25 protein-coding genes are annotated in these 23,537 nt (G+C 69.8%); 15 read left to right on the forward strand and 10 right to left on the reverse strand.

The window, feature by feature from the left end:
* The first annotated feature begins 329 nt into the window (after positions 1 to 329).
* The 4 genes from AB0915_RS29695 (at position 330) to AB0915_RS29710 (ending at position 3,465) form a co-directional block, all read left to right on the forward strand.
* Positions 330 to 716 (forward strand): DUF4440 domain-containing protein, encoded by a 387-nt coding sequence (locus tag AB0915_RS29695; RefSeq protein WP_366694015.1) that lies wholly within the window; start codon positions 330 to 332, stop codon positions 714 to 716.
* A gap of 119 nt (positions 717 to 835) precedes the next feature.
* Entirely contained in the window at positions 836 to 1,714 is an 879-nt protein-coding gene (locus tag AB0915_RS29700; RefSeq protein WP_366694016.1) for a sterol desaturase family protein, read from the forward strand.
* Positions 1,711 to 2,400, forward strand: coding sequence for a lysoplasmalogenase (locus tag AB0915_RS29705; RefSeq protein WP_366694017.1), 690 nt, complete (start codon positions 1,711 to 1,713; stop codon positions 2,398 to 2,400). The genes AB0915_RS29700 and AB0915_RS29705 overlap by 4 nt, the downstream gene beginning before the upstream one ends.
* A 21-nt stretch (positions 2,401 to 2,421) precedes the next feature.
* A complete protein-coding gene (locus AB0915_RS29710) occupies positions 2,422 to 3,465 on the forward strand; it encodes a zinc-dependent alcohol dehydrogenase family protein (RefSeq protein WP_366694018.1) in 1,044 nt (347 codons plus the stop codon).
* Positions 3,466 to 3,528: 63 nt separating this feature from the next.
* On the opposite strand, the gene AB0915_RS29715 is transcribed toward AB0915_RS29710, so the two are convergent.
* On the reverse strand, positions 3,529 to 4,968 hold the full coding sequence (locus AB0915_RS29715; protein WP_366694019.1) for a CoA transferase: 1,440 nt from the start codon (positions 4,966 to 4,968) through the stop codon (positions 3,529 to 3,531).
* 100 nt (positions 4,969 to 5,068) lie between these two features.
* The gene (locus tag AB0915_RS29720) at positions 5,069 to 6,601 is read right to left on the reverse strand and encodes a S8 family serine peptidase (protein WP_366694020.1); all 1,533 of its coding nucleotides are present in this window, start codon (positions 6,599 to 6,601) and stop codon (positions 5,069 to 5,071) included.
* A gap of 289 nt (positions 6,602 to 6,890) precedes the next feature.
* Here AB0915_RS29720 and AB0915_RS29725 point away from each other — a divergent pair, with 289 nt between their 5' ends.
* The 3 genes from AB0915_RS29725 to moaA all read left to right on the forward strand — a co-directional run bounded on the left by AB0915_RS29725 (position 6,891) and on the right by moaA (position 10,071).
* Positions 6,891 to 7,256, forward strand: coding sequence for a DUF485 domain-containing protein (locus AB0915_RS29725; RefSeq protein WP_366694021.1), 366 nt, complete (start codon positions 6,891 to 6,893; stop codon positions 7,254 to 7,256).
* Complete coding sequence (locus AB0915_RS29730; RefSeq protein ID WP_366694022.1) at positions 7,253 to 8,893, forward strand: cation acetate symporter; 1,641 nt, start codon at positions 7,253 to 7,255, stop codon at positions 8,891 to 8,893. Before AB0915_RS29725 ends, AB0915_RS29730 begins: the two co-directional genes overlap by 4 nt.
* Positions 8,894 to 9,081: 188 nt before the next feature.
* Positions 9,082 to 10,071 (forward strand): GTP 3',8-cyclase MoaA, encoded by a 990-nt coding sequence (gene moaA / locus AB0915_RS29735; protein ID WP_366694023.1) that lies wholly within the window; start codon positions 9,082 to 9,084, stop codon positions 10,069 to 10,071.
* Between the two features lie 33 nt (positions 10,072 to 10,104).
* Here the strand turns inward: moaA and AB0915_RS29740 are convergent, their stop codons facing one another.
* Together AB0915_RS29740 and AB0915_RS29745 are read right to left on the reverse strand one after the other, a co-directional pair.
* A complete protein-coding gene (locus tag AB0915_RS29740) occupies positions 10,105 to 10,353 on the reverse strand; it encodes a hypothetical protein (protein WP_366694024.1) in 249 nt (82 codons plus the stop codon).
* Between the two features lie 199 nt (positions 10,354 to 10,552).
* The gene (locus AB0915_RS29745) at positions 10,553 to 10,927 is read right to left on the reverse strand and encodes a DUF3099 domain-containing protein (protein ID WP_366694036.1); all 375 of its coding nucleotides are present in this window, start codon (positions 10,925 to 10,927) and stop codon (positions 10,553 to 10,555) included.
* Between the two features lie 203 nt (positions 10,928 to 11,130).
* Between AB0915_RS29745 and AB0915_RS29750 the strand changes: the two genes are divergently transcribed.
* Positions 11,131 to 11,406, forward strand: a complete 276-nt coding sequence (locus AB0915_RS29750; RefSeq protein WP_366694025.1) for a GlsB/YeaQ/YmgE family stress response membrane protein — start codon at positions 11,131 to 11,133, stop codon at positions 11,404 to 11,406.
* A 74-nt stretch (positions 11,407 to 11,480) separates the two neighbouring features.
* Here AB0915_RS29750 and tyrS read toward each other — a convergent pair whose 3' ends face one another.
* The 4 genes from tyrS to AB0915_RS29770 all read right to left on the reverse strand — a co-directional run bounded on the left by tyrS (position 11,481) and on the right by AB0915_RS29770 (position 16,080).
* The gene (gene tyrS / locus AB0915_RS29755; RefSeq protein ID WP_366694026.1) at positions 11,481 to 12,749 is read right to left on the reverse strand and encodes a tyrosine--tRNA ligase; all 1,269 of its coding nucleotides are present in this window, start codon (positions 12,747 to 12,749) and stop codon (positions 11,481 to 11,483) included.
* Between the two features lie 54 nt (positions 12,750 to 12,803).
* Positions 12,804 to 14,198: a metallopeptidase TldD-related protein gene (locus tag AB0915_RS29760; protein ID WP_366694027.1), complete on the reverse strand. Its 1,395-nt coding sequence runs from the start codon at positions 14,196 to 14,198 to the stop codon at positions 12,804 to 12,806.
* Between the two features lie 82 nt (positions 14,199 to 14,280).
* Complete coding sequence (locus AB0915_RS29765; protein WP_366694028.1) at positions 14,281 to 15,804, reverse strand: TldD/PmbA family protein; 1,524 nt, start codon at positions 15,802 to 15,804, stop codon at positions 14,281 to 14,283.
* 147 nt (positions 15,805 to 15,951) lie between these two features.
* On the reverse strand, positions 15,952 to 16,080 hold the full coding sequence (locus AB0915_RS29770; protein ID WP_366694029.1) for a hypothetical protein: 129 nt from the start codon (positions 16,078 to 16,080) through the stop codon (positions 15,952 to 15,954).
* Between the two features lie 239 nt (positions 16,081 to 16,319).
* On the opposite strand from AB0915_RS29770, the gene fabG reads away from it, so the two are divergent.
* The 3 genes from fabG to AB0915_RS29785 all read left to right on the forward strand — a co-directional run bounded on the left by fabG (position 16,320) and on the right by AB0915_RS29785 (position 18,344).
* Entirely contained in the window at positions 16,320 to 17,039 is a 720-nt protein-coding gene (fabG, locus tag AB0915_RS29775; protein WP_037691571.1) for a 3-oxoacyl-[acyl-carrier-protein] reductase, read from the forward strand.
* A gap of 5 nt (positions 17,040 to 17,044) precedes the next feature.
* The gene (gene fabI / locus AB0915_RS29780; protein ID WP_267005884.1) at positions 17,045 to 17,812 is read left to right on the forward strand and encodes an enoyl-ACP reductase FabI; all 768 of its coding nucleotides are present in this window, start codon (positions 17,045 to 17,047) and stop codon (positions 17,810 to 17,812) included.
* A 166-nt stretch (positions 17,813 to 17,978) separates the two neighbouring features.
* The gene (locus AB0915_RS29785) at positions 17,979 to 18,344 is read left to right on the forward strand and encodes a hypothetical protein (RefSeq protein ID WP_366694030.1); all 366 of its coding nucleotides are present in this window, start codon (positions 17,979 to 17,981) and stop codon (positions 18,342 to 18,344) included.
* Between the two features lie 375 nt (positions 18,345 to 18,719).
* Here AB0915_RS29785 and AB0915_RS29790 read toward each other — a convergent pair whose 3' ends face one another.
* Positions 18,720 to 19,394 carry a FadR/GntR family transcriptional regulator gene (locus tag AB0915_RS29790; protein WP_366694031.1) on the reverse strand — a complete coding sequence of 225 codons (675 nt, stop codon included), beginning with the start codon at positions 19,392 to 19,394 and terminating at the stop codon, positions 18,720 to 18,722.
* 121 nt (positions 19,395 to 19,515) lie between these two features.
* Here AB0915_RS29790 and AB0915_RS29795 point away from each other — a divergent pair, with 121 nt between their 5' ends.
* From AB0915_RS29795 to AB0915_RS29810, 4 genes are all read left to right on the forward strand, one after another.
* The gene (locus AB0915_RS29795; protein WP_366694032.1) at positions 19,516 to 20,808 is read left to right on the forward strand and encodes an MFS transporter; all 1,293 of its coding nucleotides are present in this window, start codon (positions 19,516 to 19,518) and stop codon (positions 20,806 to 20,808) included.
* Between the two features lie 17 nt (positions 20,809 to 20,825).
* On the forward strand, positions 20,826 to 20,942 hold the full coding sequence (locus AB0915_RS29800) for an SGM_5486 family transporter-associated protein (RefSeq protein ID WP_266987204.1): 117 nt from the start codon (positions 20,826 to 20,828) through the stop codon (positions 20,940 to 20,942).
* 169 nt (positions 20,943 to 21,111) lie between these two features.
* Positions 21,112 to 21,318 (forward strand): hypothetical protein, encoded by a 207-nt coding sequence (locus tag AB0915_RS29805; RefSeq protein WP_366694033.1) that lies wholly within the window; start codon positions 21,112 to 21,114, stop codon positions 21,316 to 21,318.
* Between the two features lie 74 nt (positions 21,319 to 21,392).
* Entirely contained in the window at positions 21,393 to 21,911 is a 519-nt protein-coding gene (locus AB0915_RS29810) for a histidine phosphatase family protein (protein WP_366694034.1), read from the forward strand.
* Positions 21,912 to 21,987: 76 nt separating this feature from the next.
* Here the strand turns inward: AB0915_RS29810 and serB are convergent, their stop codons facing one another.
* A complete protein-coding gene (gene serB / locus AB0915_RS29815; RefSeq protein WP_366694035.1) occupies positions 21,988 to 23,250 on the reverse strand; it encodes a phosphoserine phosphatase SerB in 1,263 nt (420 codons plus the stop codon).
* Positions 23,251 to 23,537: the final 287 nt, after the last annotated feature.

A 23,537-nucleotide genomic window follows, 5' to 3' on the forward strand; every position in this document is an offset into this window, starting at 1 on the left:
GTAGACCGGGGTGGTGCCCTGCTGGTAGGGATCGGCGGCGGCCTGCTGCTGCTCACCCTGGTACTGCGTGTAGTCGGCGCCCTGGTACTGCTGGGCTCCGGGCAAAGCTTGCCGGGAGGAGCACCGGGACCTCTCGTTCGGATGATGACGCGGCTGGCTGCAGGCGAGCGGCCGGACATCCGGCGCGGCATGGCGAAGGGGGCTGGAGGCTCAACGTCCAGTGCTCTTGGCGGAGTTCACCGTCCGCATGGTGCGCTCAGTCGGTCACGGCGACGGTCTCGCTCGCAACTCGGTTGCGAAGGGGCAGGTCACCTGGGCGAAGATGCCGCATGAGCGGAGAGGCGGACGAGGTACGCGAAGCCATCGCGGGCGAGCTGCGGCTGATGGACCCCGATGTGCGCACGTCACGGTCGCAGGCCCGGCAGCTGCTGGATCCGGACTTCGTGGAGGTAGGCGCCTCGGGTCGGCGGTGGAGGTACGAGGACATGCTGGCCGAGCTGCCCGAGTTGGACGGTGCGGCAGAGGGCGGCCCGCGCTTCGAGCCCTCGGACATGACCGGTGTCCTGCTGGCACCCGGGTTGGTGCACCTCACCTACGAGACCGTGATCGGTGGAAATCGGGCACGACGGAGCTCCCTCTGGCGCAGGCGGAGCGCGAGCGCGACGTGGCAGATGTACTACCACCAGGCCACACCGATCCCGCCCGAAGGCACATGAGCGGAATCGTGCGACGGTCTTGTTGGCAGAAGGTGCCAAAGGTTGCTGACATCGCGTCTCGTATACTTGTTGGTAACAACGTCTAGTCCCGGACCGACCAGCAGCTTTACGGTGCTCGCATGGAGCCGAACCTCCCCGATGTCGTGCTGTGGTCCATTCCGGCCTTTGTCCTGCTCACCGTTGTCGAAATGGTCAGCCACCGCATCCACCCCGACGAGGACGCCGCCGGGTATGAGACCAAGGACGCCGTCACCAGCGTCACCATGGGGCTCGGCAGTCTCGTCTTCGACCTGCTGTGGAAAGTGCCCATCGTGGCGATCTACACCGCGGTCTACGAGCTGACCCCGCTCCGCGTCCCCGTCCTGTGGTGGACGGTCCCGCTGATGCTGCTCGCGCAGGACTTCCTCTACTACTGGTCCCACCGCGGCCACCACGTCATCCGGATTCTCTGGGCCTGCCACGTGGTCCATCACTCCAGCCGGAAGTTCAACCTCACCACCGCGCTGCGCCAGCCCTGGACCTCGCTGACCGTCTGGCCGTTCTATGTGCCGCTCATCGCGTGCGGGGTCCATCCGGCGGCGCTGGCGTTCTGCTCCTCGGCCAATCTCGTCTACCAGTTCTGGGTCCACACCGAACGGATCGACAAGCTGCCCCGGCCCTTCGAGTACGTACTGAACACGCCCTCCCACCACCGGGTGCACCACGCGTCCCAGGGCGGCTATCTCGACCGGAACTTCGGCGGCATCCTGATCCTGTGGGACCGGCTCTTCGGTTCCTTCACCGCCGAGACCGAGCGGCCGGTCTACGGGCTCACCAAGAACATCGCCACCCACAACCCGCTGCGCGTCGCGACCCACGAGTACGCCGCGATCGCCCGGGACGTACGGGCGGCGGGCAGCTGGCGCGAGCGGGCCGGGCGAGTCTTCCGCGGGCCGGGGTGGCAACCGGCGTCCGAGGCCTCCGCCATCGCCGTCCCCGCACCCGGTCGCACCGGATGAGCGCCGTCACGGCCGCCGATCCGCGGGCGCGCCTCGTACGCCCCCTGCTCATCGCCTTCCTCGTCGCGTCCGCCGTCGATCTCCTCGGTCTCCTCGCCGATGTCGGCATCGCCCACCTCGTCGCCAAGCCGCTGCTCATGCCGCTGCTCGCCGGGTACGCCGCCGCCCGCCGCGGCCCCCGGCTGCTGATCGCCGCGCTGCTCTTCGGCTGGGGCGGCGACACCTTCCTGCTGGCGGACGCCGACGCCGCCTTCCTCATCGGCATGGGCTCCTTCGCCGCAGGTCATGTCTGCTATCTCTGGCTCTTCGGGCGCGCCCGGAGTTCCGTGCCGCTCGGCGTCGCGTACGCGGTCGTCCTGGCCGGCTTCCTCGTCCTGCTGTGGGGCGGGCTGCCCGCAGAGCTGAGGATCCCGATGGCCGGGTACAGCCTGCTGCTCACCGCGATGGCCTACCGGTCCAGTACCTTCGGCCGGTACGCGGCTGTCGGCGGGGCGCTCTTCCTGCTCTCCGACGCACTGATCGCCACCGGCATCGCCGACCTGCCCCAGCTGCCGGCCCCCGATTTCTGGATCATGCTCACCTACATCGCGGCGCAGTTCCTGCTGACCGTCGGAGCGCTTGCACCGGGTGCGAGATGGGCCGCTGTCGCCCCTGGGGCGTACCGTGAGCGGAGTACCGGCATCTGAGATCAGCAAGGACCCCCACGCATGCGCGCCACCGTCATCCACGCCCCCCACGACATACGCGTGCAGGAGGTGCCGGACCCGACGATCCAGCAGCCCACCGATGTGGTGCTGCGGGTCCTGCGGGCCTGTGTCTGCGGCAGCGACCTGTGGGCGTACCGAGGCGAGGCCGCTCGGCAGCCCGGCCAGCGGATCGGCCACGAGTTCCTCGGGATCGTCGAGGAGGCGGGCTCGGAGGTCGCTGGATTCGCGGTCGGTGACCTGGTCGTCGCCCCCTTCGTCTGGTCCGACGGCACCTGCGAGTACTGCGCCGAGGGCCTGATGACGTCCTGCCCGCAGGGCGGCTTCTGGGGCTCGGTCGGCTCCGACGGCGGCCAGGGCGAGGCCGTCCGCGTCCCGTTCGCCGACGGCACCCTGGTCAAGCTCCCGGCCGCCGCCGCGTCCGACGACCGGCTGCTCACGGCGCTCCTGGCCCTGTCCGACGTGCTCGGTACCGGCCACCACGCAGCCGTCGGCGCGGGCGTGAAGCCCGGTTCCACGGTCGCGGTCGTCGGTGACGGGGCGGTCGGCCTGTGCGGCGTCATGGCCGCCAAGCGGCTCGGCGCCGAGCGGATCATCGCGCTGGGCCGCCACCAGACGCGTACGGACATCGCCCGCGGCTTCGGTGCCACGGACGTCGTCGCCGAGCGCGGCGAGGCGGCCGTCGCCGCCGTACGGGAACTGACCGGCGGCGCGGGCGCGCAGGCCGTGATCGAGGCCGTCGGCACCGAGCAGTCGATGCGTACGGCGGTCGGGATCACCCGCGACGGCGGCTCGATCGGCTACGTCGGCGTGCCGCACGGCAGCGGCACCGGGCTGGACCTCGGCGTCATGTTCGACCGGAACATCGCCCTGCGCGGCGGCGTCGCCCCCGTGCGTGCGTACATTCCGGAACTGCTCCCCGACGTCCTGTCCGGCACGATCGACCCGTCGCCCGTCTTCGACCTCACCATCGGCCTCGACGAGGTCCCCGCCGGCTACCGGGCGATGGACGAGCGCACGGCGCTGAAGGTCCTCATCAAGCCGTAGCGGACCGCGGCAGTGAACGGTGCGGGCCCGGCGCACGAGACATGTCCGCCGAGCCCGCACCGGTCAGTGGGCGCCGCTGGTGGCAGCCGCAGTGACACTCCACACCGGGGAATCCGCGCCCAGCCGGCCCGGCGGGCGCGACCAGTCCACCGGGCCGCCCGCGAAGGACACCGGCGGCAGGGCGTACCGCAGGCGTCTCATCTCGCTGTCCGTGACGCCGAGGTACTTCTCGGGGTCGTACGTCTCCGAGGCGCCGTCGGCCGGCTGCTCCGACAGGCCGTTGCACAACCAGTGCGCCGTCTGCCCGAGCGCCAGTCGCAACAGCCGCGAGCCGCCGTCGTCGTGCTGCTCGGACAGCGCCCGCAGCACCCCCGCCGCCAGCAGGTACCCGGTGCCGTGGTCGAGGGCCTGCGCCGGCAGCGCGCCCGGTGTTCCCGCGCTTCCCTCCAGTGCCGCGATGCCGGTGGCCACCTGCACCAGGCTGTCGAAGCCGCGCCGCTCGTGCCACGGCCCGTACCGGCCCCACGCAGACACCTGCGCGAGGACCAGACCGGGACGGCGTACGGCGAGCGTCTCCGGAGTCAGGCCGTACGCCTCCAGCGCGCCCGGCCGGTATCCGGTCACCAGTACATCGGCGTCGGCGAGCAGCTCCTCGAACGTCGCCCGCCCGGCCCGGTCGCGCAGGTCCAGGGAGACCGACCGCTTGCCGAAGCCGGTGTCGTTGTGGGCGTCCTGACTCTCCGGCAGCTGCGGCGCGTCGATCCGCAGCACGTCCGCGCCCAGCAGCGCCAGCGTGCGGGTGGCGACCGGACCGGCGAGCACCCTCGTCAGGTCCAGGACCCGGAGCCCGGTGGCGGGCAGCAGCGGCGAACCCGACAGCGGGGAGAGGTGGCGCGGCGCCACCGGTCCCGGCCCCTCGGTCCGTTCGAGCGTGAGCAGCGGGCGTGCGGCGATCGCGGCGCCCTGCTCGTGCACCGCCCACTCCTCGGGGGTGCGCAGCGCGACGGCCAGACCGCCCGCGGCGTACACCGTCTCCTCGATCTCCACCGACCGGCGTTCGGCGAGCACGGCCGCTACCGTGTCCACCCCGGTGTCGTCGGGCAGGCCGAGCGCGGCGAGCAACCGGGCGCGGTGGTGGGGGTAGTTGGCGTGGGTGCGGACCCAGCCGTCGGCCGTCCGCCAGAACCGGGACAGCGGGGCGAACGTCGTCGGCGCGCGCCCGTCGATCCGCAGATGCCGCTCGCTGAGGAACGCCGTGCCCACCGCCCCGTCGTCGATCCGGACCTGCGGTACGGGACCGGCGCCGCCCCCCGTGCGGCGCGCCGCGAGTTCGGCGGCGGCCAGCGAACAGACCGCGACCGTGGAGCGGGCCAGCTCCAGGACGGGCAGCCGCGCGGGCAGCGCACCGGTCGGTCCGCCGAAGCCGATACGGCCGAGGAGCGCGGGGTCACCGCCGAGAGCGGACCAGGCCTGCTCCGTACCGGAGCTCTGTGCGTGTGTCATGTCCGCACTATGGCACTGAGTGCCACCTGACGGAAGGGAAGGGCCGGGGGGATGCCCCGGCCCTTCCCGCTCGTTACGCCTGCCGACTACGTGTCGGTTACTAGCGGACCGCGTTCAGCGCGTTCACGATACCGGCCCCGTAGAAGCCGTTGCTGTTCGTGGAACCCTCGCAGACGGCGTCGATCTTGCCGTCGTTGTTGATGTCGTACGGGGCGCCGCACGCGGTCGCGTCCGCCTGGGAAAGCAGCAGCGCCTTCACCGCGGCCGCCGAGGCGTGCGGGTGCGACGACTTGATCAGGGCCACCACACCTGCGACATGCGGGGAGGCCATCGACGTACCGTTCTTGTAGCCGTACTTGCCGCCCGGCAGCGTCGACAGGATCCCACCGCTCGTGGCCGGCGGCGCGGGCGTCTGATAGATCGTCGAGTCGCCGCCCGGGGCCGCCACATCGATGACACCGTTCCCGTAGTTCGAGTACGAGGACTTCAGCCCCTTGGCACCAGTCGCGGAGACGGTCACGACGCCCGGCAGCATCGCCGGGATGTCGAGGCACTCACGCGGGTCGATCGTCCGGGTCACGGCCGTGGTGTCGTTCGGGCTGGTCTTGTCGTCGATCGCGCCGGAGGCCAGGTCGAAGCGGCTGTTGCCGGCCGAGGCGACGTTCACCGTGCCCTTGCTCTCCGCGTACCGCGTGGCGCGGGCGACGGCCTCGACCAGGGCGCCCTGGTCCGGGTCGTTCTTGCAGTTGAACATCCACGGGTCGGTGTAGTAGCTGTTGTTGGTGACGTCGACGTCGTGCTCGGCGGCCCAGACGAAGCCGCAGACGATCGACTCGGTGTAGAAGAAGCCGTCCGGGTTCGCGACCTTGATGCCGGCGACCTTCACGCCCGGCGCGACACCCGTCACCCCGATGCCGTTCTTCGCGGCGGCGATGGTGCCCGCGACATGCGTGCCGTGGTCGCTCTCACCGGCCTTGGGACGCCAGGCGCCGTCCGTCGTGTCCGGCGCCCCGGACACGCAGCTCGCGGAGGCCCCGCGGTTGAAGTTCGGCGCCAGGTCCGGGTGGGTGTCGTCGACACCCGTGTCGATGACCGCGGCGGTGACCTTGCTGCTGCCCAGCGTCTTCTGGTGCGCCTGGTCCGCCTTGATGGCGGGCAGATCCCACTGCAGGGGCTCCATCGGATCCTGGTCGCCGGTGGCCTCCGCGGCCGCGGTCCGCGCCTCCTCGGCGGTGAGCGGCTGCTCGACCCCGATCTCCGTGGTGGCCTGCGGAACGATGGGGTTGGTACGGGTGGCCCCCGCCGAGTCGACGGCCTTGACCCGGCGGATCGACTCCGCGAAGTCCGGGTTCTGCGAGTGGACGACGATGACACCGATCTGCTCATAGGCGATCACCACCGTGCCGCCGGCCTCGGCTATCGCCTTCTTCACCTGCTTGACGGTGCCGTGATTGGCACGGGTGTTGACGACGTACGACAGCATCGGGCCATCCGTCGAGGCCGCCGCCGTGGGCAGTCCGTCCGACGGGGCGGCGGATGCGGCACTCATCGGCAGGAAGCCGAGCGAGGCAGTGAGGGCCAATCCGACGGGCAGCGTCAGTGCGCGGGTCCGCCTGGATCCCAGATGCGCCATGGGGTCTCCACATCATCCGTGTCAGCCGGCCGGACACGGGATGCGTCCGGACGTGTGTATGAACGGTGAAGCTATCGCTGATCATCCTGCACATCAATGAATTGACGGCATCCAGTTCGAAGTGTGCCGTCGATCGGGCGAAGCGAAGGAGCAGCAACGCGCGGTGAACCGCTTCGCCGCGCCCCACGTGCCGTTGTCAGGGGAGTCGCACCATCAACCCCCCCGACATCGAGGTTCTGTTGTGAAACCCACCATCCCCACCACCGCACCCGCGTCGCGAGGAGAATCCGTGGCTACCGATGCATCGCCACCCAAGGCAGGTCCGGAAACCGGCCCTGCTCAGCCCACGACAGAACGGTTCGTCGAGGTCCAGGAGAGCCCTGAGTTCGCCGAACTGCGCCACGCGCACCGCTCGTTCGCCTTCCCGCTGACCATCGCGTTCGTGCTCTGGTACCTGCTCTACGTGCTGCTGTCGAACTACGCCGGCGGCTTCATGGGCACCAAGGTGTACAGCAACATCAACGTGGCCTTCGTGTTCGGTCTCGCCCAGTTCGTCACCACCTTCCTCATCGCCTGGTTCTACGCGCGGCACGCCGCGACGAAGCTCGACCCGAAGGCCGAGGCCATCAAGTCCCGTATGGAGGCCGACGCATGAGCGCCGCGTACCACTCGCACCCCGCGATCCAGCTCGCCGCCTCGTCCACCGCCGAGCACCGGCCGCTGATCATCACACTGTTCGCGGTCTTCGTCGCCGCGACCCTGGGCATCACCGTCTGGGCCGGCCGGCAGACCAGGAGCGCCTCCGACTTCTACGCGGGCGGCCGCCAGTTCACCGCCTTCCAGAACGGGCTCGCGGTCTCCGGCGACTACATGTCCGCCGCCTCGTTCCTCGGTATCGCCGGCGCCATCGCCCTCTTCGGCTACGACGGCTTCCTCTACTCGATCGGGTTCCTCGTCGCCTGGCTGGTGGCCCTACTGCTCGTCGCGGAACCGCTGCGCAACTCCGGCCGCTACACGATGGGTGACGTCCTCGCCTACCGGATGCGGCAGCGCCCGGTCCGTACCGCCGCGGGCGTCTCCACCATCGTCGTCTCGATCTTCTACCTGCTGGCGCAGATGGCGGGAGCGGGCGTACTCGTCTCGCTGCTCCTCGGCATCACCAGCGACGCCGGAAAGATCCTCATCGTCGCTCTGGTCGGCGTCCTGATGATCGTGTACGTCAGCATCGGCGGCATGAAGGGCACCACCTGGGTGCAGATGGTCAAGGCCGTCCTGCTCATCGCCGGTGCCCTCCTGATGACCTTCCTGGTGCTGCTCAAGTTCGACTTCAACATCTCCGACCTGCTGGGCACGGCCGCCGAGAAGAGCGGCCACGGAGCGGCGTTCCTGGAGCCCGGCCTCAAGTACGGTGCCACCGGCACCTCGAAGCTGGACTTCCTCTCCCTCGGCATCGCCCTGGTCCTCGGCACCGCCGGACTCCCGCACATCCTGATCCGCTTCTACACCGTCCCGACCGCCAAGGCCGCCCGTAAGTCGGTGAATTGGGCCATCGGCATCATCGGCGCCTTCTACCTGATGACGATCGCGCTCGGGTTCGGTGCCGCGGCGCTCATCGGCCCGGACGAGATCAGGGCGAAGAACCCGGCCGGCAACGCCGCGGCTCCGCAGCTCGCCGAATACCTCGGCGGGGTCGGCACGACGGGCGGCGCGGTGCTGCTCGCCGTGATTTCGGCCGTCGCCTTCGCCACGATCCTCGCCGTCGTCGCGGGTCTCACCCTCGCCTCCTCGTCCTCCTTCGCCCACGACATCTACGCCAACGTCATCCGCAAGGGGAAGGCCACCGAGAAGGAGGAGATGCGGGCCGCCCGCTGGGCCACCGTCCTCATCGGTGCGGTCGCGATCATCCTCGGCGCCTTCGCCCGCGACATGAACGTCGCCGGCCTGGTGGCTCTCGCCTTCGCCGTCGCCGCCTCCGCCAACCTCCCGACCCTTCTCTACAGCCTCTTCTGGAAGCGGTTCACCACCCAGGGCGCCCTCTGGTCGATCTACGGCGGTCTGGCCTGCTCCGTGATCCTGGTGCTGTTCTCGCCGGTCGTCTCCGGCAACGCGAAGACATCGATGTTCAAGGGCGTCGACTTCGCCTGGTTCCCGCTGGAGAACCCCGGCCTGATCTCCATCCCGCTGGGCTTCCTGCTCGGCTGGCTCGGCTCCCTCCTCTCGAAGGAGGAGCCGGACCAGGGCAAGTACGCCGAGCTGGAGGTCAAGTCCCTCACCGGCGTCGGTGCCCACTGACGAGAAGGAATTAGACCGACTGGCAGGTTCGAGCCACGCACCACGCTGTTCCCGCGGCCGCGTCGTAGAGTCCTACGACGCGGCCGCGCCGCACCTCGTGGCAATCGGGCCACCTGCGTGTCACAGGTCTCGCGTAGTCTCGAATGAGTCAGATCCGCAACCGGGATCCACCGGGGGAGGGACCCACCATGCTCATCGACACCTACGACCGGGTCGCCACCGACCTGCGCGTCTCGCTGACCGACCGCTGCAACCTCCGGTGCACCTACTGCATGCCCGAAGAGGGACTGCAGTGGCTGGCCAAGCCGGACCTGCTGAGCGACGACGAGATCGTCCGGCTCGTCCGTATCGCCGTCACCCAGCTGGGGATCACGGAAGTCCGCTTCACCGGCGGCGAGCCGTTGCTGCGGCCCGGCCTCGTCTCCATCGTCGAGCAGTGCGCGGCGCTGACGCCCCGCCCGAAGCTGTCGCTGACGACCAATGGCATCGGGCTGAAGCGCACGGCGGCCGCTCTCGGGTCCGCCGGACTGGACCGGGTCAATGTGTCCCTGGACACCCTGCGCCCCGACGTCTTCAAGACCCTCACCCGCCGCGACCGCCACCACGACGTGCTGGCAGGCCTCGAAGCCGCCCACGACGCAGGCCTCACCCCGGTCAAGGTCAACGCAGTGCTGATGCCGGGGCTCAACGAGGACGAGGCCCCCGACCTGCTCGCCTGGGCCGTGGAGCACGGATACGAGCTCCGCTTCATCGAGCAGATGCCGCTCGATGCCCAGCACGGCTGGAAGCGCGACGGCATGATCACGGCAGGCGACATCCTTGCCTCGCTGCGCACCCGCTTCGCCCTCACCGCCGAGGGCGAGGACGAGCGCGGCTCCGCCCCCGCGGAGCGCTGGCTCGTCGACGGCGGACCTCACCGGGTCGGCGTCATCGCCTCCGTCACCCGCCCCTTCTGCCGGGCCTGCGACCGCACCCGGCTCACCGCCGACGGCCAGGTGCGGACCTGCCTGTTCGCCCGCGAGGAGACCGATCTGCGCGGCGCGCTGCGGTCCGATGCCCCGGACGAGGAGATCGCCCGGCTCTGGCGTCTTGCGATGTGGGGAAAAAAGGCCGGATCCGGGCTGGACGACCCGTCGTTCCTGCAGCCCGACCGCCCGATGTCGGCGATCGGCGGCTAGCCCCGCCCAGCCCGCCGCAGCGGCGAACGGTCCTCAGCGCCCCTCGGCCGAGGACTCCCACTCCGCCAGCGTCACGACGTCCTTCAGGAAACCCCGAATCCCCAGGAACGAGGAGAGATGCTCCCGGTGCTCGTCGCAGGCCAGCCAGGTCTTACGGCGCTCGGGGGTGTGCAGCTTCGGATTGTTCCAGGCCAGCACCCATACGGCGGCCGTACGGCAGCCCTTGGCGGAACAGATCGGTGCGGTGGCAGCGCTCTCGGCGGCATGTTCGGGGGAGTTCACGGACTCAACCCTAGGGCGTTGCGAGAGCCGGAGAAAAAGCGACGCCGAGCAGCCACGGGGGGAGCTGCCCGGCGTCGGTCTGTCACTCCGACGGGGGATGCGGAGCGCGTAGGCAGTATGTCACGCGGACCGGGGTGCGGTGCACCTGAACTGCATGATTGGTCTGAGCTTTTCTTGAGGCCACAGGTGTGCTGTGCGCTCAACTGTGCTCATGCGGTTCCGCCCCGTCGCGGGCCCGGTCGGCCGCCGGTCCGGTTTTTGCGGGACCGGCCACCGGGGCGGCATCGAGCATCGGCCGCGCGGGCGGCACAACGAAGGTCGAGGGCAGCGAAGGGGGCGTTTCCCGGCCCGCGTTGGCGATGACGACGGCGACGTACGGGAGCAGGGCACCCAGGACGAGCGCCACGATGGCCACAGGCCGCTCGATGTTCCACAGCACCGCGGCCAGGATCACCGAGATCGTCCGTACGGACATCGAGATCACATAGCGGCGCTGCCTGCCACGCACATCGTCCGCGAGGCTCTGCCGCGCTCCCGTGATCCGGAAGACCTCCGCCCCGCTCTGCTTCCACATCACGTTCCACCACCCTTCCCCAGGCTCTCCGCGAGCCGCTCCCACGGTACGCCCGGCCTCCGACGGGTTCGAGACCGGGGCACGCCGTATTCACGCACAACCGCACCCCCGTGGCGCGGACGGACCTGTCCGACATGCGGAGCACCGCCGATGGGCCGAGACTGGGCGCACATGCGCGACAGCGCGCCGCATGAGGAGGCGACATGGGCTGGTTGTGGGCAATCATCGTGGGTCTGGTCCTTGGTCTGATCGCCAAGGCGATCCTGCCCGGGAAGCAGAACATCCCACTCTGGCTGACGACCATTTTCGGCATCATCGGCAGCGTCCTCGGTAATACCGTCGCGACCTGGATCGGCGTCAATGAAACCAAGGGCATCGACTGGACGCGCCACCTGCTGCAGCTGATCGGCGCCGTGGTCGTCGTCGGTGTCGGCGACATGCTCTGGACGTCGATGCGCGGCACCAGACAGAAGGCCTGACCCGGCACGCGTACGGCACAGTGCGGCCGGGCACGCATCTCGCGTGCCCGGCCGCAGTGCGCGTCCGTTTCCGGTCAGCCGGCGATGACCTCGATGGCCGCGAGGTTCTTCTTGCCCCGGCGCAGCACCAGCCAGCGCCCGTGCAGCAGTTCCTCACGGGCCGGTGCGGCCTCGCCGTCCGCGACCTTGACGTTGTTCACGTAGGCCCCGCCCTCCTTGACCGTGCGGCGGGCTCCCGACTTGCTCGGCGCCAGTCCGACCTCCACCAGGAGGTCCACCAGCGGGCCGAGCTCGGTTACCTGCGCGTGCGGCACCTCGGACAGTGCGGCGCTCAGCGTCGCCTCGTCCAGCTCGCCGAGCTCACCCTGGCCGAAAAGCGCCTTCGACGCCGCGATGACCGCAGCGCACTGGTCGGCGCCGTGCACCAGCGTCGTCAGCTCCTCGGCCAGCGCGCGCTGCGCCGTCCGGGCCTGCGGACGCTCCTCGGTGACCTTCTCCAGCTCCGCCAGCTCCGCGGGGCTCTGGAAGCTGAGGATGCGCATGTACCGGGAGATGTCCCGGTCGTCCACGTTCAGCCAGAACTGGTAGAACGCGTACGGCGTCGTCATCGCCGGGTCGAGCCAGACGGCCCCGCTCTCGGACTTGCCGAACTTGGTCCCGTCCGCCTTCGTCATCAGCGGGGTCGCCAGCGCGTGCACCTCGGCGCCCGGCTCCAGGCGGTGGATCAGGTCGAGGCCCGCGGTGAGGTTGCCCCACTGGTCGCTGCCGCCCTGCTGGAGGGTGCAGCCGTAGCGCCGGTACAGCTCCAGGTAGTCCATGCTCTGGAGCAGCTGGTAGCTGAACTCGGTGTAGCTGATGCCCTCGTCGGACTCCAGCCGCCGGGCGATGGAGTCCTTGGTCAGCATCTTGTTGACCCGGAAGTGCTTGCCGATGTCCCGCAGGAACTCGATCGCGGACATGCCCGCGGTCCAGTCCAGGTTGTTCACCATGACCGCCGCGTTCGCACCCTCGAAGGAGAGGAACGGCTCGATCTGGGACCGCAGCCGCGTCACCCAGTTCGCGACCGTCTCCGGGTCGTTCAGTGTGCGCTCCGCGGTCGGCCTCGGGTCACCGATCTGACCGGTGGCCCCGCCCACCAGGGCGAGCGGCCGATGCCCGGCCTGCTGCAGCCGGCGCACGGTGAGCACCTGTACCAGGTGGCCGACGTGCAGGCTGGCCGCGGTGGGATCGAAGCCGCAATAGAACGTGACGGGACCGTCCGCGAGCGCCTTACGCAATGCGTCCTCGTCAGTGGACTGGGCGAACAGCCCGCGCCACTTCAGCTCGTCGACGATGTCCGTCACGGTCGTTTCTCTCCTTGCACGGTTTCGATTGATTCCGCGGCCAGTCTATGGCGGTCACACGCCGAGGCTGACCGAGCTCATGTTGAAGTCCGGGATCCGCAGCGCCGGCATCGCGGCCCGGGTGAACCAGTCGCCCCACTCACGCGGCAGCGTCTTCTCGGTGCGGCCGGCCTCGGACGCCCGGGAGAGCAGGTCGACGGGCGACTCGTTGAAGCGGAAGTTGTTCACCTCACCGACCACCTCGCCGTCCTCCACGAGATACACCCCGTCGCGGGTCAGCCCGGTCAGCAGCAGCGTCGCCGGGTCGACCTCCCGGATGTACCAGAGGCAGGTCAGCAGCAGGGCACGGCCGGTCGTGGCCGCGACCATCTCGTCGAGCGACCGCTCACCGCCGCCGTCGAGCACCAGGTTGCCGATCGCGGGGGCGACCGGCAGCCCGGTCAGCCCCGCCGTGTGCCGGGTGGTGGTCAGCTGGTCCAGCCGGCCGTCCTTGATCCAGTCCGTCGACGTCAGCGGCAGACCGTTGTCGAAGACGGAGCCGGTGTCCCCCGAGGCATGGGCGATCACGAACGGAGCGGACTCCAGCCCTGGCGCGTTCGGGTCGCTGCGCAGCGTGAGCGGCAGCTCGGACAGCTTCTCGCCGAGCCGGGTGCCGCCACCCGGCTTCGAGAAGACCGTCCGGCCCTCGGCGGCGTCCCGGGCCGTCGACGACCACAGCTGGTAGATCAGCAGATCGGCCACGGCGGTGGGCGGCAGAAGCGTCTCGTACCGCCCGGCGGGCAGCTCGATACGGCGCTCCGCCCAGCCGAGCCGCTGCGCCAGCTCCGCGTCCAGCTCGGCCGGGTCGACATCCTTGAAGTCCCTGGTGGCACGGCCCGCCCACGCGGAACGCGACCGGTCGGGCGACTTGGCGTTCAGCTCCAGCGTGCCGTTCGGCTGGTCGTGACGCAGCCGCAGCCCCGTCGATGTGCCCAGATATGTCGAGGTCAGCTGGTGGTGCGCGAAGCCGTAGAGCTCACGGCCGCCGGCCCGGGCACGGGCGAAGGCGTCACCGAGCGCCGGGGCGAACTCCGCGAACACGTCGGAACCCGTCTCGGCCGGCGCGTCCGTGAAATCGGGTGAGGAAGGCACACCGGTGATCAGCGGCTGCGCGTCCTCGGCCGGACCTGCGCCCCGCGCGGCGGCCTCGGCGGCCCGGACCAGCGGCTCCAGGTCCTCGGCGGTGACGGCGGACCGCGACACGACTCCGGACGCGGCCCCCTCGGCGCCGTCGACGGTCGCGATGACGGTCAGGGTCCGCCCCCGGGTCACCCCGTTCGTGGTGAGCGCGTTGCCCGCCCAGCGCAGATTGGCGGAGGACTCCTCGTCGGCGATGACGACACAGCCGTCGGCAGTGGACAGTTCGAGCGCGCGCTCGACGATCTCGTACGGCTTGCTGATGCGGCTCATCGGCCCGCCTCCTGCGTCGTGTTGAGACTGCGCTGCCCCGGGGGACGCCCCCCGGACCCCCGGCCGATTCCGTGGTGACCGTTCATCGGCCCGCCTCCTGCGTCGTGTTGAGGATGTTCACGCCTCGGAAGAGGGCGGAGGGGCAGCCGTGCGAGACGGCCGCGACCTGGCCCGGCTGGGCCTTGCCGCAGTTGAAGGCGCCGCCCAGGACGTACGTCTGCGGGCCGCCGACCTTCTCCATCGAGCCCCAGAAGTCCGTCGTCGTCGCCTGGTACGCGACGTCGCGCAGCTGTCCGGCCAGCTTGCCGTTCTCGATGCGGAAGAACCGCTGCGCGGTGAACTGAAAATTGTAGCGCTGCTGGTCGATCGACCAGGACCGGTCGCCGACCACATAGATGCCGCGCTCCACCCCGCCGATCAGATCCTCGGTGGACAGGCCGCCCGGGTCCGGCTGCAGCGACACGTTCGCCATCCGCTGCACGGGGACATGGCTCGGCGAGTCCGCGTACGCGCACCCGTTGGACCGGCCGAGACCCGTCAGCTTCGCGATCCGCCGGTCCAGCTGGTAGCCGACCAGCGTCCCGTCCTTGATCAGGTCCCAGGACTGGCCCTCGACACCCTCGTCGTCGTACCCGATGGTCGCGAGTCCGTGCTCGGCGGTCCGGTCGCCCGTCACATTCATCACGGGGGAGCCGTACGTCAGCTTGCCCAGCTGGTCGAAGGTGGCGAACGAGGTTCCGGCGTACGCCGCCTCGTACCCGAGCGCCCGGTCCAGCTCGGTGGCATGGCCGATCGACTCATGGATCGTCAGCCAGAGATTCGACGGGTCGACCACCAGGTCGTACGTCCCCGCCTCGACGCTCGGAGCCCGCATCTTCTCCGCGAGCAGCCCCGGGATCCGCTCCAGTTCGGAATCCCAGTCCCAGCCGGTTCCGGTGAGGTACTCCCAGCCGCGTCCCACCGGAGGGGCGATGGTCCGCATCGAGTCGAACTCACCCGTCGTGCCGTCCACGGCGACCGCGGTGAACTGCGGGTGCAGCCGGACCCGCTGCTGCGTGGTGACGGTGCCCGCCGTGTCCGCGTAGAACTTGTTCTCGTGGACGGTCATCAGCGAGGCGTCCACATGCGCGACGCCCTCGGCGCCCAGGAGCCGGCTGCTCCACTCGGCGAGCAGCCCCGCCTTCTCCTCGTCCGGTACGGAGAACGGGTCGATCTCGTACGCCGAGACCCAGGTCCGCTCACCGTGCACCGGCTCGTCCGCCAGCTCCACGCGCTCGTCCGAGCCCGCCGCTGCGATCACCTTCGCCGAGAGCTTCGCCATGGCGACCGCCTGGGACGCCACCTTCGCCGCGGCGTCCATGGTCAGATCCACCCCGGACGCGAACCCCCACGCCCCGCCGTGCACCACCCGCACCGCGTACCCGAGGTCGGTGGTGTCCGAGGTCCCCGAGGGCCGGGCGTCCCGCAGCCGCCAGGAGGCGCTGCGCACCCGCTCGAAGCGGAAGTCCGCATGCGTGGCGCCCAGCGCGCGGGCCCGGGCGAGCGCCGCGTCGGCGAGGGCCCGGAGCGGCAGGGCCAGAAACCCCTGATCGATGGCATGGGCCATGTGCGGCCTCCCCTTTTCGCTCACGTCGTTGAATCCACCAGACGGAAGTGAAGCACGGCCGTACGCCTCTCGCCGGGGAATTCGGGGTGGGTGCGAAACGCGGACTCCTCGCAGGTTCGGAGTGCTCGCGGCTGGGCTCGGATTCGCTCACATCATGTGAACGGCGCCGAAGGCATCGCCCAGCTCGTCGTGCCGGAGCCGGACGGGAACACCGTCCGGGCGGGCGGGGATCATGCGCCCCAGGGTCTCCGCGGCCCTGAGATCCCTCGATGTCATCCATGGTGCGAGTGCGCTCGACATCGGCGGAGCCCTTGCTCCCTGATCACGTACGACAAGCGGATACTGGAGATGGTGTCCGTGCATGCGCTCGGAATGCTGGAATGAGGTGGGACCGCTTCCGACTGTAGGAACCCCACAGTGCCTCGTGGAAGCCACTGTCAGGGGCCGAGTCCTTGGAAAGCGCATGGTAGCGATAGGTTTTCGAGGTACCAGACCGCTATCGAAAGGGTGATCCGTTGAGCCGCTCGGTTCTCGTCACCGGAGGAAACCGGGGCATCGGCCTCGCCATCGCCCGCGCTTTCGCCGACAACGGCGACAAGGTCGCGATCACGTACCGCTCGGGCGAGCCGCCCCAGGTCCTCACCGAAGCGGGGGTCCTGGCCGTCCGGTGCGACATCACCGACGCCGAGCAGGTGGAGCAGGCATACAAGGAGATCGAGGAGAAGCACGGTCCGGTCGAGGTGCTGGTCGCCAACGCCGGCATCACCAAGGACCAGTTGCTGATGCGGATGTCCGAGGAGGACTTCACGTCCGTACTCGACACCAACCTCACCGGCACCTTCCGGGTCGTCAAGCGTGCCAACCGCGGCATGCTGCGTGCCAAGAAGGGCCGCGTCGTCCTCATCTCCTCCGTCGTCGGCCTTCTCGGCTCGGCCGGACAGGCCAACTACGCCGCGTCCAAGGCCGGCCTGGTCGGCTTCGCCCGGTCGCTGGCGCGTGAGCTCGGCTCGCGGAACATCACTTTCAACGTCGTCGCGCCCGGTTTTGTCGACACCGACATGACCCAGGCGCTCACCGAGGAGCAGCGCAAGGGCATCGTCGCCCAGGTGCCGCTGGCCCGTTACGCGCAGCCCGAGGAGATCGCCGCCGCGGTGCGCTTCCTCGCCTCCGACGACGCGTCGTACATCACTGGAGCCGTCATCCCCGTTGACGGCGGATTGGGCATGGGTCACTGACCACCATGATCGGAATTCTCGACGGCAAGCGCATCCTCATCACCGGTGTGCTGATGGAGTCGTCCATCGCCTTCCACACCGCCAAGGTGGCCCAGGAGCAGGGTGCCGAAGTCATCCTGACCGCCTTCCCCCGGCCCACGCTGACGGAGCGCATCGCCAAGAAGCTGCCCAAGCCCGCCAAGGTCATCGAGCTGGACGTGACCAACACCGAGCACCTGGACCGGCTCGAAGGCCTGGTCCGTGAGGAGCTCGGTTCCCTGGACGGCGTCGTCCACTCCATCGGCTTCGCGCCGCAGGACGCGCTCGGCGGCAACTTCCTGAACACCCCGTTCGAGTCCGTCGCCACCGCGATGCACGTCTCGGCGTTCTCGCTGAAGTCGCTCGCCATGGCCTGCAAGCCGCTGATGAGCGAGGGCGGCTCGATCGTCGGCCTCACCTTCGACGCACAGTTCGCCTGGCCGCAGTACGACTGGATGGGCCCGGCCAAGGCCGCGCTGGAGGCCACCTCCCGCTACCTCGCCCGCGACCTGGGCAAGGACGACATCCGCTGCAACCTGATCTCCGCCGGACCGATCGGCTCGATGGCCGCCAAGTCCATCCCGGGCTTCTCGGAGCTCGCGGACGTGTGGAACACCCGCTCCCCGCTGTCCTGGAACATGGCCGACCCGGAGCCGGCCGGCCGCGGCGTCGTCGCTCTGCTCTCGGACTTCTTCCCGAAGACCACGGGCGAGATCATCCACGTCGACGGTGGCGTGCACATGATGGGTGCCTGACCTCGTACGACCCGGCACGAACCGGCCGCGTACCACCTCCGAGCGGGTGGTGCGCGGCCGGCGTGCGTCCGCGCCCGGTTTCCCCCGCTCAAGTCGAAAAGACGGTCGTTCCACCGCAGAATGTGGTGGAACCGGACTTTTTGGTCAGGCTGCGGAGGTGATCGCTGTGCGCCCCACGCGTCGCCGAACCTGGGCCCTGCTGGCGGCCTCGGCCGTCGCCGTCGCACTTGCCGCCTCCATAGGCATATCCGTCGCGGGGCGGATGGGCGGAGCGTCCGCACCCGCCGGCCCCACACCGGACCCCTCCGGCGCCGAATGCCGTACGACGGTCCAGGGCTCCCAGGTGGTCGCCTACTGCCACAACCCCTACCCCTCCATCGACCGGGTACAGCTGCACACCGAGTGCAGCCGCTGGTGGGACATCGACGCGGACGGCATACCCGTCGACGTCGCTCCCGGACAGACGGTGCGGCTCGACGACCGCTGCTGGAAGGAAGTCGCCTCCGCCTGGGTCACCCACCGCCGGATATAGATCCACCGTTCCTGTGGACTGAGCAGGAGTGAGTCCGCTCAGCCGCACGCCCCGAACGGTCCTGGGCGCACTGGTCCCCGGCGTACTCGACCCGGGGGCGGCGACACGCATCCCGTGCGTGGTCCGGTCCCGGGAGGCCGGCTCCCTGACGACCTGGCCAGATGGGTACGGCCAAAAGTGACGGGGAGGCCCCGAACCATCACTCCGGTGGAGCGGGGGCCCCGCACACTGGCGCCATACCCGGCGTCCCAGATCGCACGATCACCGTAGCCCGAACAGCCCAGGCCCCCGCAAGCCCGGAAACCGACCATCACACGATCGAGTCAAACCGCCGTCGTGCGCACTCCCCGGCGAACAGCTGGCAACCCCTCCGGGTCATCGCCGTTCCCCCGGACAGCTCAGTGCGTGGCTCGCCGCCTCGGCGGCCGCAGTCTCCGCGTCGCCTGCCCGGATCGCCTCGACCAGTCGCCCATGGTCCATATGGTTCTCCGGCCGCAGTTCGTGCCCGACATCGACCCGCAGATAGTCGCGCAGCAGATCCCCCAGATCGGCATAGAGACCCGTCAGTACGTCATTGTGCGAGGCGGCGACCACGGCCAGATGCAGCGTCGCATCCGCTGCCACGAACGCCTCCGCGTCCCCCGCGGCCCAGGTCTCCTCGCGGCGCGCCATGAGCGCGTCCAGCTGCTTCAGGTCCCGCTCGGTGCGCCGGACGGCCGCCAGCCGGGCCGCGGACGACTCCAGTGTCGAGCGCAGCTCGGCGACATGGCGCGGGTCGGCGGAGGCGAAACGGCGGTGCATCACCCCGGCCAGTTCGCTGGTGGCGACGACATAGGTGCCTGACCCCTGACGGATGTCCAGCAGCCCGTTGTGCGCGAGTGCGCGCACCGCCTCGCGGACGGTGTTGCGGGCCACCCCCAGCTGCTCGACCAGCTCGGGTTCGGTCGGAATGCGCGAACCGACGGGCCACTCGCCCGAGGTGATCTGATTCCTCAGCTGGGCAATCACCTGGTCGGCGAGTGCCGAACGTCGCGGAGACGTCAGCGCCATGATGCTCCTTGCTCGGTTCCTTGGGTCTGCGGATTCTCGGGTCTGCGGGTTTCCCGAAGGCTCCCCGAAGGTTCTCAGACGATTGGACAATCAATCATCCCATGATTCTATGATGGGCCCCATGCCCGACGACGAGACCCAGCGCCAGCCCCTGACCCTGAACAGGCACACCACCGCGACGAACATCCCCCTGGACGCCCAGGCTCCGCCGGCCGCCACAGGTCCCGCCCCCTGGCTCCTCCGCCTGGTCGCCGTCGGTCTCGTCCTCACCGCGCTCAATCTCCGCCCCGCCATCACCAGCCTCGGCGCTCTACTCGAAGAGGTACGGGACGGGCTGCACATGAGCGGCAGCGTCGCCGGTGTCCTCACTTCCGTACCGCCGCTCTGCTTCGCCGTCTTCGGCATCATGGCGCCGCGCCTCGCCCGCCGCTTCGGCCCCGGCGCGGTCGTCTGCGCCGGCATGGTCGCCATCACGGCCGGACTGCTGATCCGGCCCCTCGTCGGTTCCACGGCCGGTTTTCTCGCCGCCAGTGCCCTCGCGCTCATGGGCATCGCCGTCAGCAATGTCCTGATGCCGGTGATCGTCAAGCGCTGGTTCCCGGACCGGGTCGGCTCCATGACCGGGCTCTACTCCATGGCGCTGGCCCTCGGCACCTCACTCGCAGCGGCCGTCACCGTGCCCATGACCGATGCGCTCGGCGGCAGTTGGAAGGCCGGTCTGGGGATCTGGGCCGTGCTCGGAGCGGCGGCAATCCTGCCCTGGATCCCGTTGGCACGGGACCGGCGCGGCACCCGGGGGCAGCCCGTCGGCCGGCAGCACCAGAACACCCCTGCCCTGCGGATCACCCGTTCCCGCACCGCCTGGGCCCTTGCTTGCTTCTTCGGCCTCCAGGCCACGGCCGCGTACATCACCATGGGCTGGATGCCGCAGATCTTCCGCGACGCAGGGGTCTCCGCCGGCACGGCGGGGGTGCTGCTCGCCGTGACCATGGCCATGGGCGTGCCGCTCGCCTTCGTCATTCCGCGGGCTGCCGCGCGGATGCGGAACCAGGGCCCGATCGTCGTCGTGCTCGGCACCTGCGGCCTCATCGGCTACGCCGGTCTCTATCTCGCACCGGCGAGCGGCGCCTGGGCCTGGGCATTCCTTCTCGGCATCGCCAACTGTGCCTTCCCGCTCGCCCTCACCATGATCGGCATGCGGTCCCGGAGCGGCGCCGGAGTGGTCCGGCTGTCGGCGTTCGCCCAGTCCACCGGCTATCTGATCTCGATCCCCGGCCCGCTGCTGGTCGGCGTGCTCTACCAGCACAGCGGCGGGTGGGGTCTGCCGATCGCGCTGATGGCGGGCCTCATGGTGCCGCAGATGGCGGCGGGAATTCTGGCCGGGCGGGACCGGACGATCGAGGACGAAAGCTGAGATGCGAAACTGGTCCCATGCCAGTGCTCGATCCGAATCCCCAGAACGGTCAGAAGAAGCTTCTCCTCGTGCTCGGAGTCATGCTCCTGATCACGGTGATCATCGGAGTGATCGCTTCGATCGCCTCTCCCTGACACCTGCCCGAGGGCCACGCCCCGACGCCTCCGCCGGGGAAGGTGGGGCTAGCACCACCACCCCCTAGGGGGCCAGGGTCAGGGTGAAGTGGGTGGATCACCGGATGGGACGGGCGCCGCCGGATCCGTAGGTTTCAGGTATCAGAACCGATGACCCACGGAGGCGGACATGCCGGCCCCTACGCACACCCGATCCCCCCGCCCCGCGTCGGCCGGCGTCGAGGTCCGGCTGGAGTGGTGGGCCATCGCGCTCCCCTCGGTGGCGTTCGCCGCCCTCCTGCTGATGATGGTGGGATCCGGCCAGGCACACGCGGCGACGGACGACCCGGCGATCGGTCAGTTGCTTCAGCGAATCGTGGACCTGCTGGCCCGCTGAGGGCGTTCACCCGTGGCGGGGGAGCCCCTCAACTCCCTGCGACGGGCGGAACATTTCATGCGAAGCTGAGGTGTATGAGCGTCGATACACCTCGCAGGATCGTCCTTCTCAGACACGCAAAGGCGGAATGGTCGCAGGACTCCGACCATGAGCGGCCGCTCGCGGAGCGCGGCCGCAAGGATGCACCGGTGGCAGGCCGCAAACTCGTCGATTCCGGCATCGTTGTCGATCTGGCCCTCTGCTCGACCGCCGCCAGGACGCGCGAGACCTGGAAGCTGGCGGTGCACGAGATGCCACAGCGTCCCAGGACCGTGTACGAGGAGCGGCTCTACGAGGCCTCGCTCGGCGAGCTGATCGCCCTGCTCAACGAGACCCCCGACGAGGTCCGGAACCTGCTCCTCATCGGCCACAACCCCGGGATGCACGCTCTCGCCGACGCCCTGTCCTCATCGGCGGAGGGAGACACCCTGGCCCGGATGGCCCGCGGCGGATTCCCGACCGCTGCGTTCGCCGTTGTCGAGTTCTCCGGTTCCTGGAAGGGCGTGGAGCACGGCGTGGGCAAACTGATCGAGTACTGGACGCCGAACGACTGATCGCGACGTCGCACGCGGATGGGCCCGGCACCGGTGAGGTGCCGGGCCCATCCGCGTACACGGAGCGGTGGATCGGTCAGACGAGACCGTCGGCCGCCTCGACCTCTTCACGGGTGATCCCGAGCAGATACAACACGGTGTCCAGGAACGGCACGTTCACCGCGGTGTGCGCCGCCTCGCGGACGACCGGCTTGGCGTTGAAGGCGACCCCGAGACCGGCCGTGTTCAGCATGTCCAGGTCATTCGCTCCGTCACCGATCGCGACGGTCTGCGCCAGCGGCACCCCGGCCTGCTCGGCGAAACTGCGCAGCAGCCGGGCCTTGCCCGCCCGGTCCACGACGTCGCCGACGACCCGTCCGGTGAGCTTGCCGTCGACCACTTCCAGAGTGTTGGCAGAGGCGAAGTCGAGCCCGAGCCGTTCCTTCAGGTCGTCCGTGACCTGGGTGAACCCGCCGGAGACGACGCCCACTTGATAGCCGAGCCGCTTCAGCGTGCGGATCAGCGTGCGCGCACCGGGGGTCAGTCGCACCTCGGCGCGCACCTTCTCCACCACCGATACATCGAGCCCTGCCAGCAGCGCCACCCGCGCGTGCAGCGACTGCTCGAAGTCGAGCTCGCCACGCATCGCCTGCTCGGTCACCTCGGCGACCTTGTCCTCACAGCCTGCGTGCGCCGCGAACAGCTCGATGACCTCGTCCTGGATCAGCGTCGAGTCGACATCCATGACGACCAGCCGCTGCGCCCGGCGGCTCAGCCCGGCGGACACGACCGCCACATCGACGCCGATGCCGGCGGCCTCGGTCGCCAGCGCGGTCCGCAACTCCGCGGTTCCCGTGCCGGACACGGCGAACTCGACGGCCGTGACCGGGTACTTCGCCAGCCGGAAGATCCGGTCGATGTTGCCGCCGGTCGACGTGATCGTGGCCGCTATGGCGGCGGTCGACTCGGCGGTCAGCGGGTGTCCGAGCACCGTCACATGGGAGCGCCCGGATCCACGCGGCCGGTTGTCACCGGTACCGGAGATGATCTCGGCCTGCAGCTTCAGCGATTCGGCCCAGTTGTGCACGGTCGCCCGCAGGTCGCCCTCGGTGGTACCGCCCGCGGTGGGGGTGGTGACCAGTGCGCACAGAACGATGCGGCCACGGGTGACGACCTGCTCGATGTCGACGACATCGACCGCATAGGCGGCGAGCGTGTCGAAGAGCCCGGCGGTGATTCCCGGACGGTCCTTCCCGAAGATCTTCACGAGAAGGGTGGGGGTGTCGGTGCCCTGACGGGACTCAGGGGCCTCAGAGGGCTCGGGAGACGGGGAGGACTGAGGGGACTGAGATGCGCTCATGGTGTTCCCACCGTATCGGTCCCCCTCACTCCCTCGAACCCCCGTCCCGCGGACCGGACAGCGGAAACGGCCCCCGGCCGACCGGCCCGGCCCCTGTCCACGGCGGGAGTGAGCAGCCCTGCACGGCACGTGTTCGACGCGGTGGGACATTCAGGCCCGTCCGACGGTCCCGCATGGTCTCAAGGCAGGATGATGCGGCGTCCCGTCCGGTAGGCGCCGTCGGGCCGCACGCGCTCCCGGGACCGTCCGGCCGTCGCGGACCGTGCGGTCAGCCGGCCCCCGGCGGC

Source organism: Streptomyces sp. NPDC048411 (assembly GCF_040704695.1).
GTDB lineage: Bacteria > Actinomycetota > Actinomycetes > Streptomycetales > Streptomycetaceae > Streptomyces.

Excerpts from the sequence above, each read along its gene's own strand:
- AB0915_RS29695 (WP_366694015.1), top strand. The coding sequence starts at position 330 with ATGAGCGGAGAGGCGGACGAGGTACGCGAAGCCATCGCGGGCGAGCTG.
- AB0915_RS29700 (WP_366694016.1), top strand. The coding sequence starts at position 836 with ATGGAGCCGAACCTCCCCGATGTCGTGCTGTGGTCCATTCCGGCCTTT.
- AB0915_RS29705 (WP_366694017.1), top strand. The coding sequence starts at position 1,711 with ATGAGCGCCGTCACGGCCGCCGATCCGCGGGCGCGCCTCGTACGCCCC.
- AB0915_RS29710 (WP_366694018.1), top strand. The coding sequence starts at position 2,422 with ATGCGCGCCACCGTCATCCACGCCCCCCACGACATACGCGTGCAGGAG.
- AB0915_RS29715 (WP_366694019.1), bottom strand. The coding sequence starts at position 4,968 with ATGACACACGCACAGAGCTCCGGTACGGAGCAGGCCTGGTCCGCTCTC.
- AB0915_RS29720 (WP_366694020.1), bottom strand. The coding sequence starts at position 6,601 with ATGGCGCATCTGGGATCCAGGCGGACCCGCGCACTGACGCTGCCCGTC.
- AB0915_RS29730 (WP_366694022.1), top strand. The coding sequence starts at position 7,253 with ATGAGCGCCGCGTACCACTCGCACCCCGCGATCCAGCTCGCCGCCTCG.
- moaA (WP_366694023.1), top strand. The coding sequence starts at position 9,082 with ATGCTCATCGACACCTACGACCGGGTCGCCACCGACCTGCGCGTCTCG.
- AB0915_RS29745 (WP_366694036.1), bottom strand. The coding sequence starts at position 10,927 with ATGTGGAAGCAGAGCGGGGCGGAGGTCTTCCGGATCACGGGAGCGCGG.
- AB0915_RS29750 (WP_366694025.1), top strand. The coding sequence starts at position 11,131 with ATGGGCTGGTTGTGGGCAATCATCGTGGGTCTGGTCCTTGGTCTGATC.
- AB0915_RS29760 (WP_366694027.1), bottom strand. The coding sequence starts at position 14,198 with ATGAGCCGCATCAGCAAGCCGTACGAGATCGTCGAGCGCGCGCTCGAA.
- AB0915_RS29765 (WP_366694028.1), bottom strand. The coding sequence starts at position 15,804 with ATGGCCCATGCCATCGATCAGGGGTTTCTGGCCCTGCCGCTCCGGGCC.
- AB0915_RS29770 (WP_366694029.1), bottom strand. The coding sequence starts at position 16,080 with ATGACATCGAGGGATCTCAGGGCCGCGGAGACCCTGGGGCGCATGATC.
- fabI (WP_267005884.1), top strand. The coding sequence starts at position 17,045 with ATGATCGGAATTCTCGACGGCAAGCGCATCCTCATCACCGGTGTGCTG.
- AB0915_RS29790 (WP_366694031.1), bottom strand. The coding sequence starts at position 19,394 with ATGGCGCTGACGTCTCCGCGACGTTCGGCACTCGCCGACCAGGTGATT.
- AB0915_RS29795 (WP_366694032.1), top strand. The coding sequence starts at position 19,516 with ATGCCCGACGACGAGACCCAGCGCCAGCCCCTGACCCTGAACAGGCAC.
- AB0915_RS29800 (WP_266987204.1), top strand. The coding sequence starts at position 20,826 with ATGCCAGTGCTCGATCCGAATCCCCAGAACGGTCAGAAGAAGCTTCTC.
- AB0915_RS29805 (WP_366694033.1), top strand. The coding sequence starts at position 21,112 with ATGCCGGCCCCTACGCACACCCGATCCCCCCGCCCCGCGTCGGCCGGC.
- AB0915_RS29810 (WP_366694034.1), top strand. The coding sequence starts at position 21,393 with ATGAGCGTCGATACACCTCGCAGGATCGTCCTTCTCAGACACGCAAAG.
- serB (WP_366694035.1), bottom strand. The coding sequence starts at position 23,250 with ATGAGCGCATCTCAGTCCCCTCAGTCCTCCCCGTCTCCCGAGCCCTCT.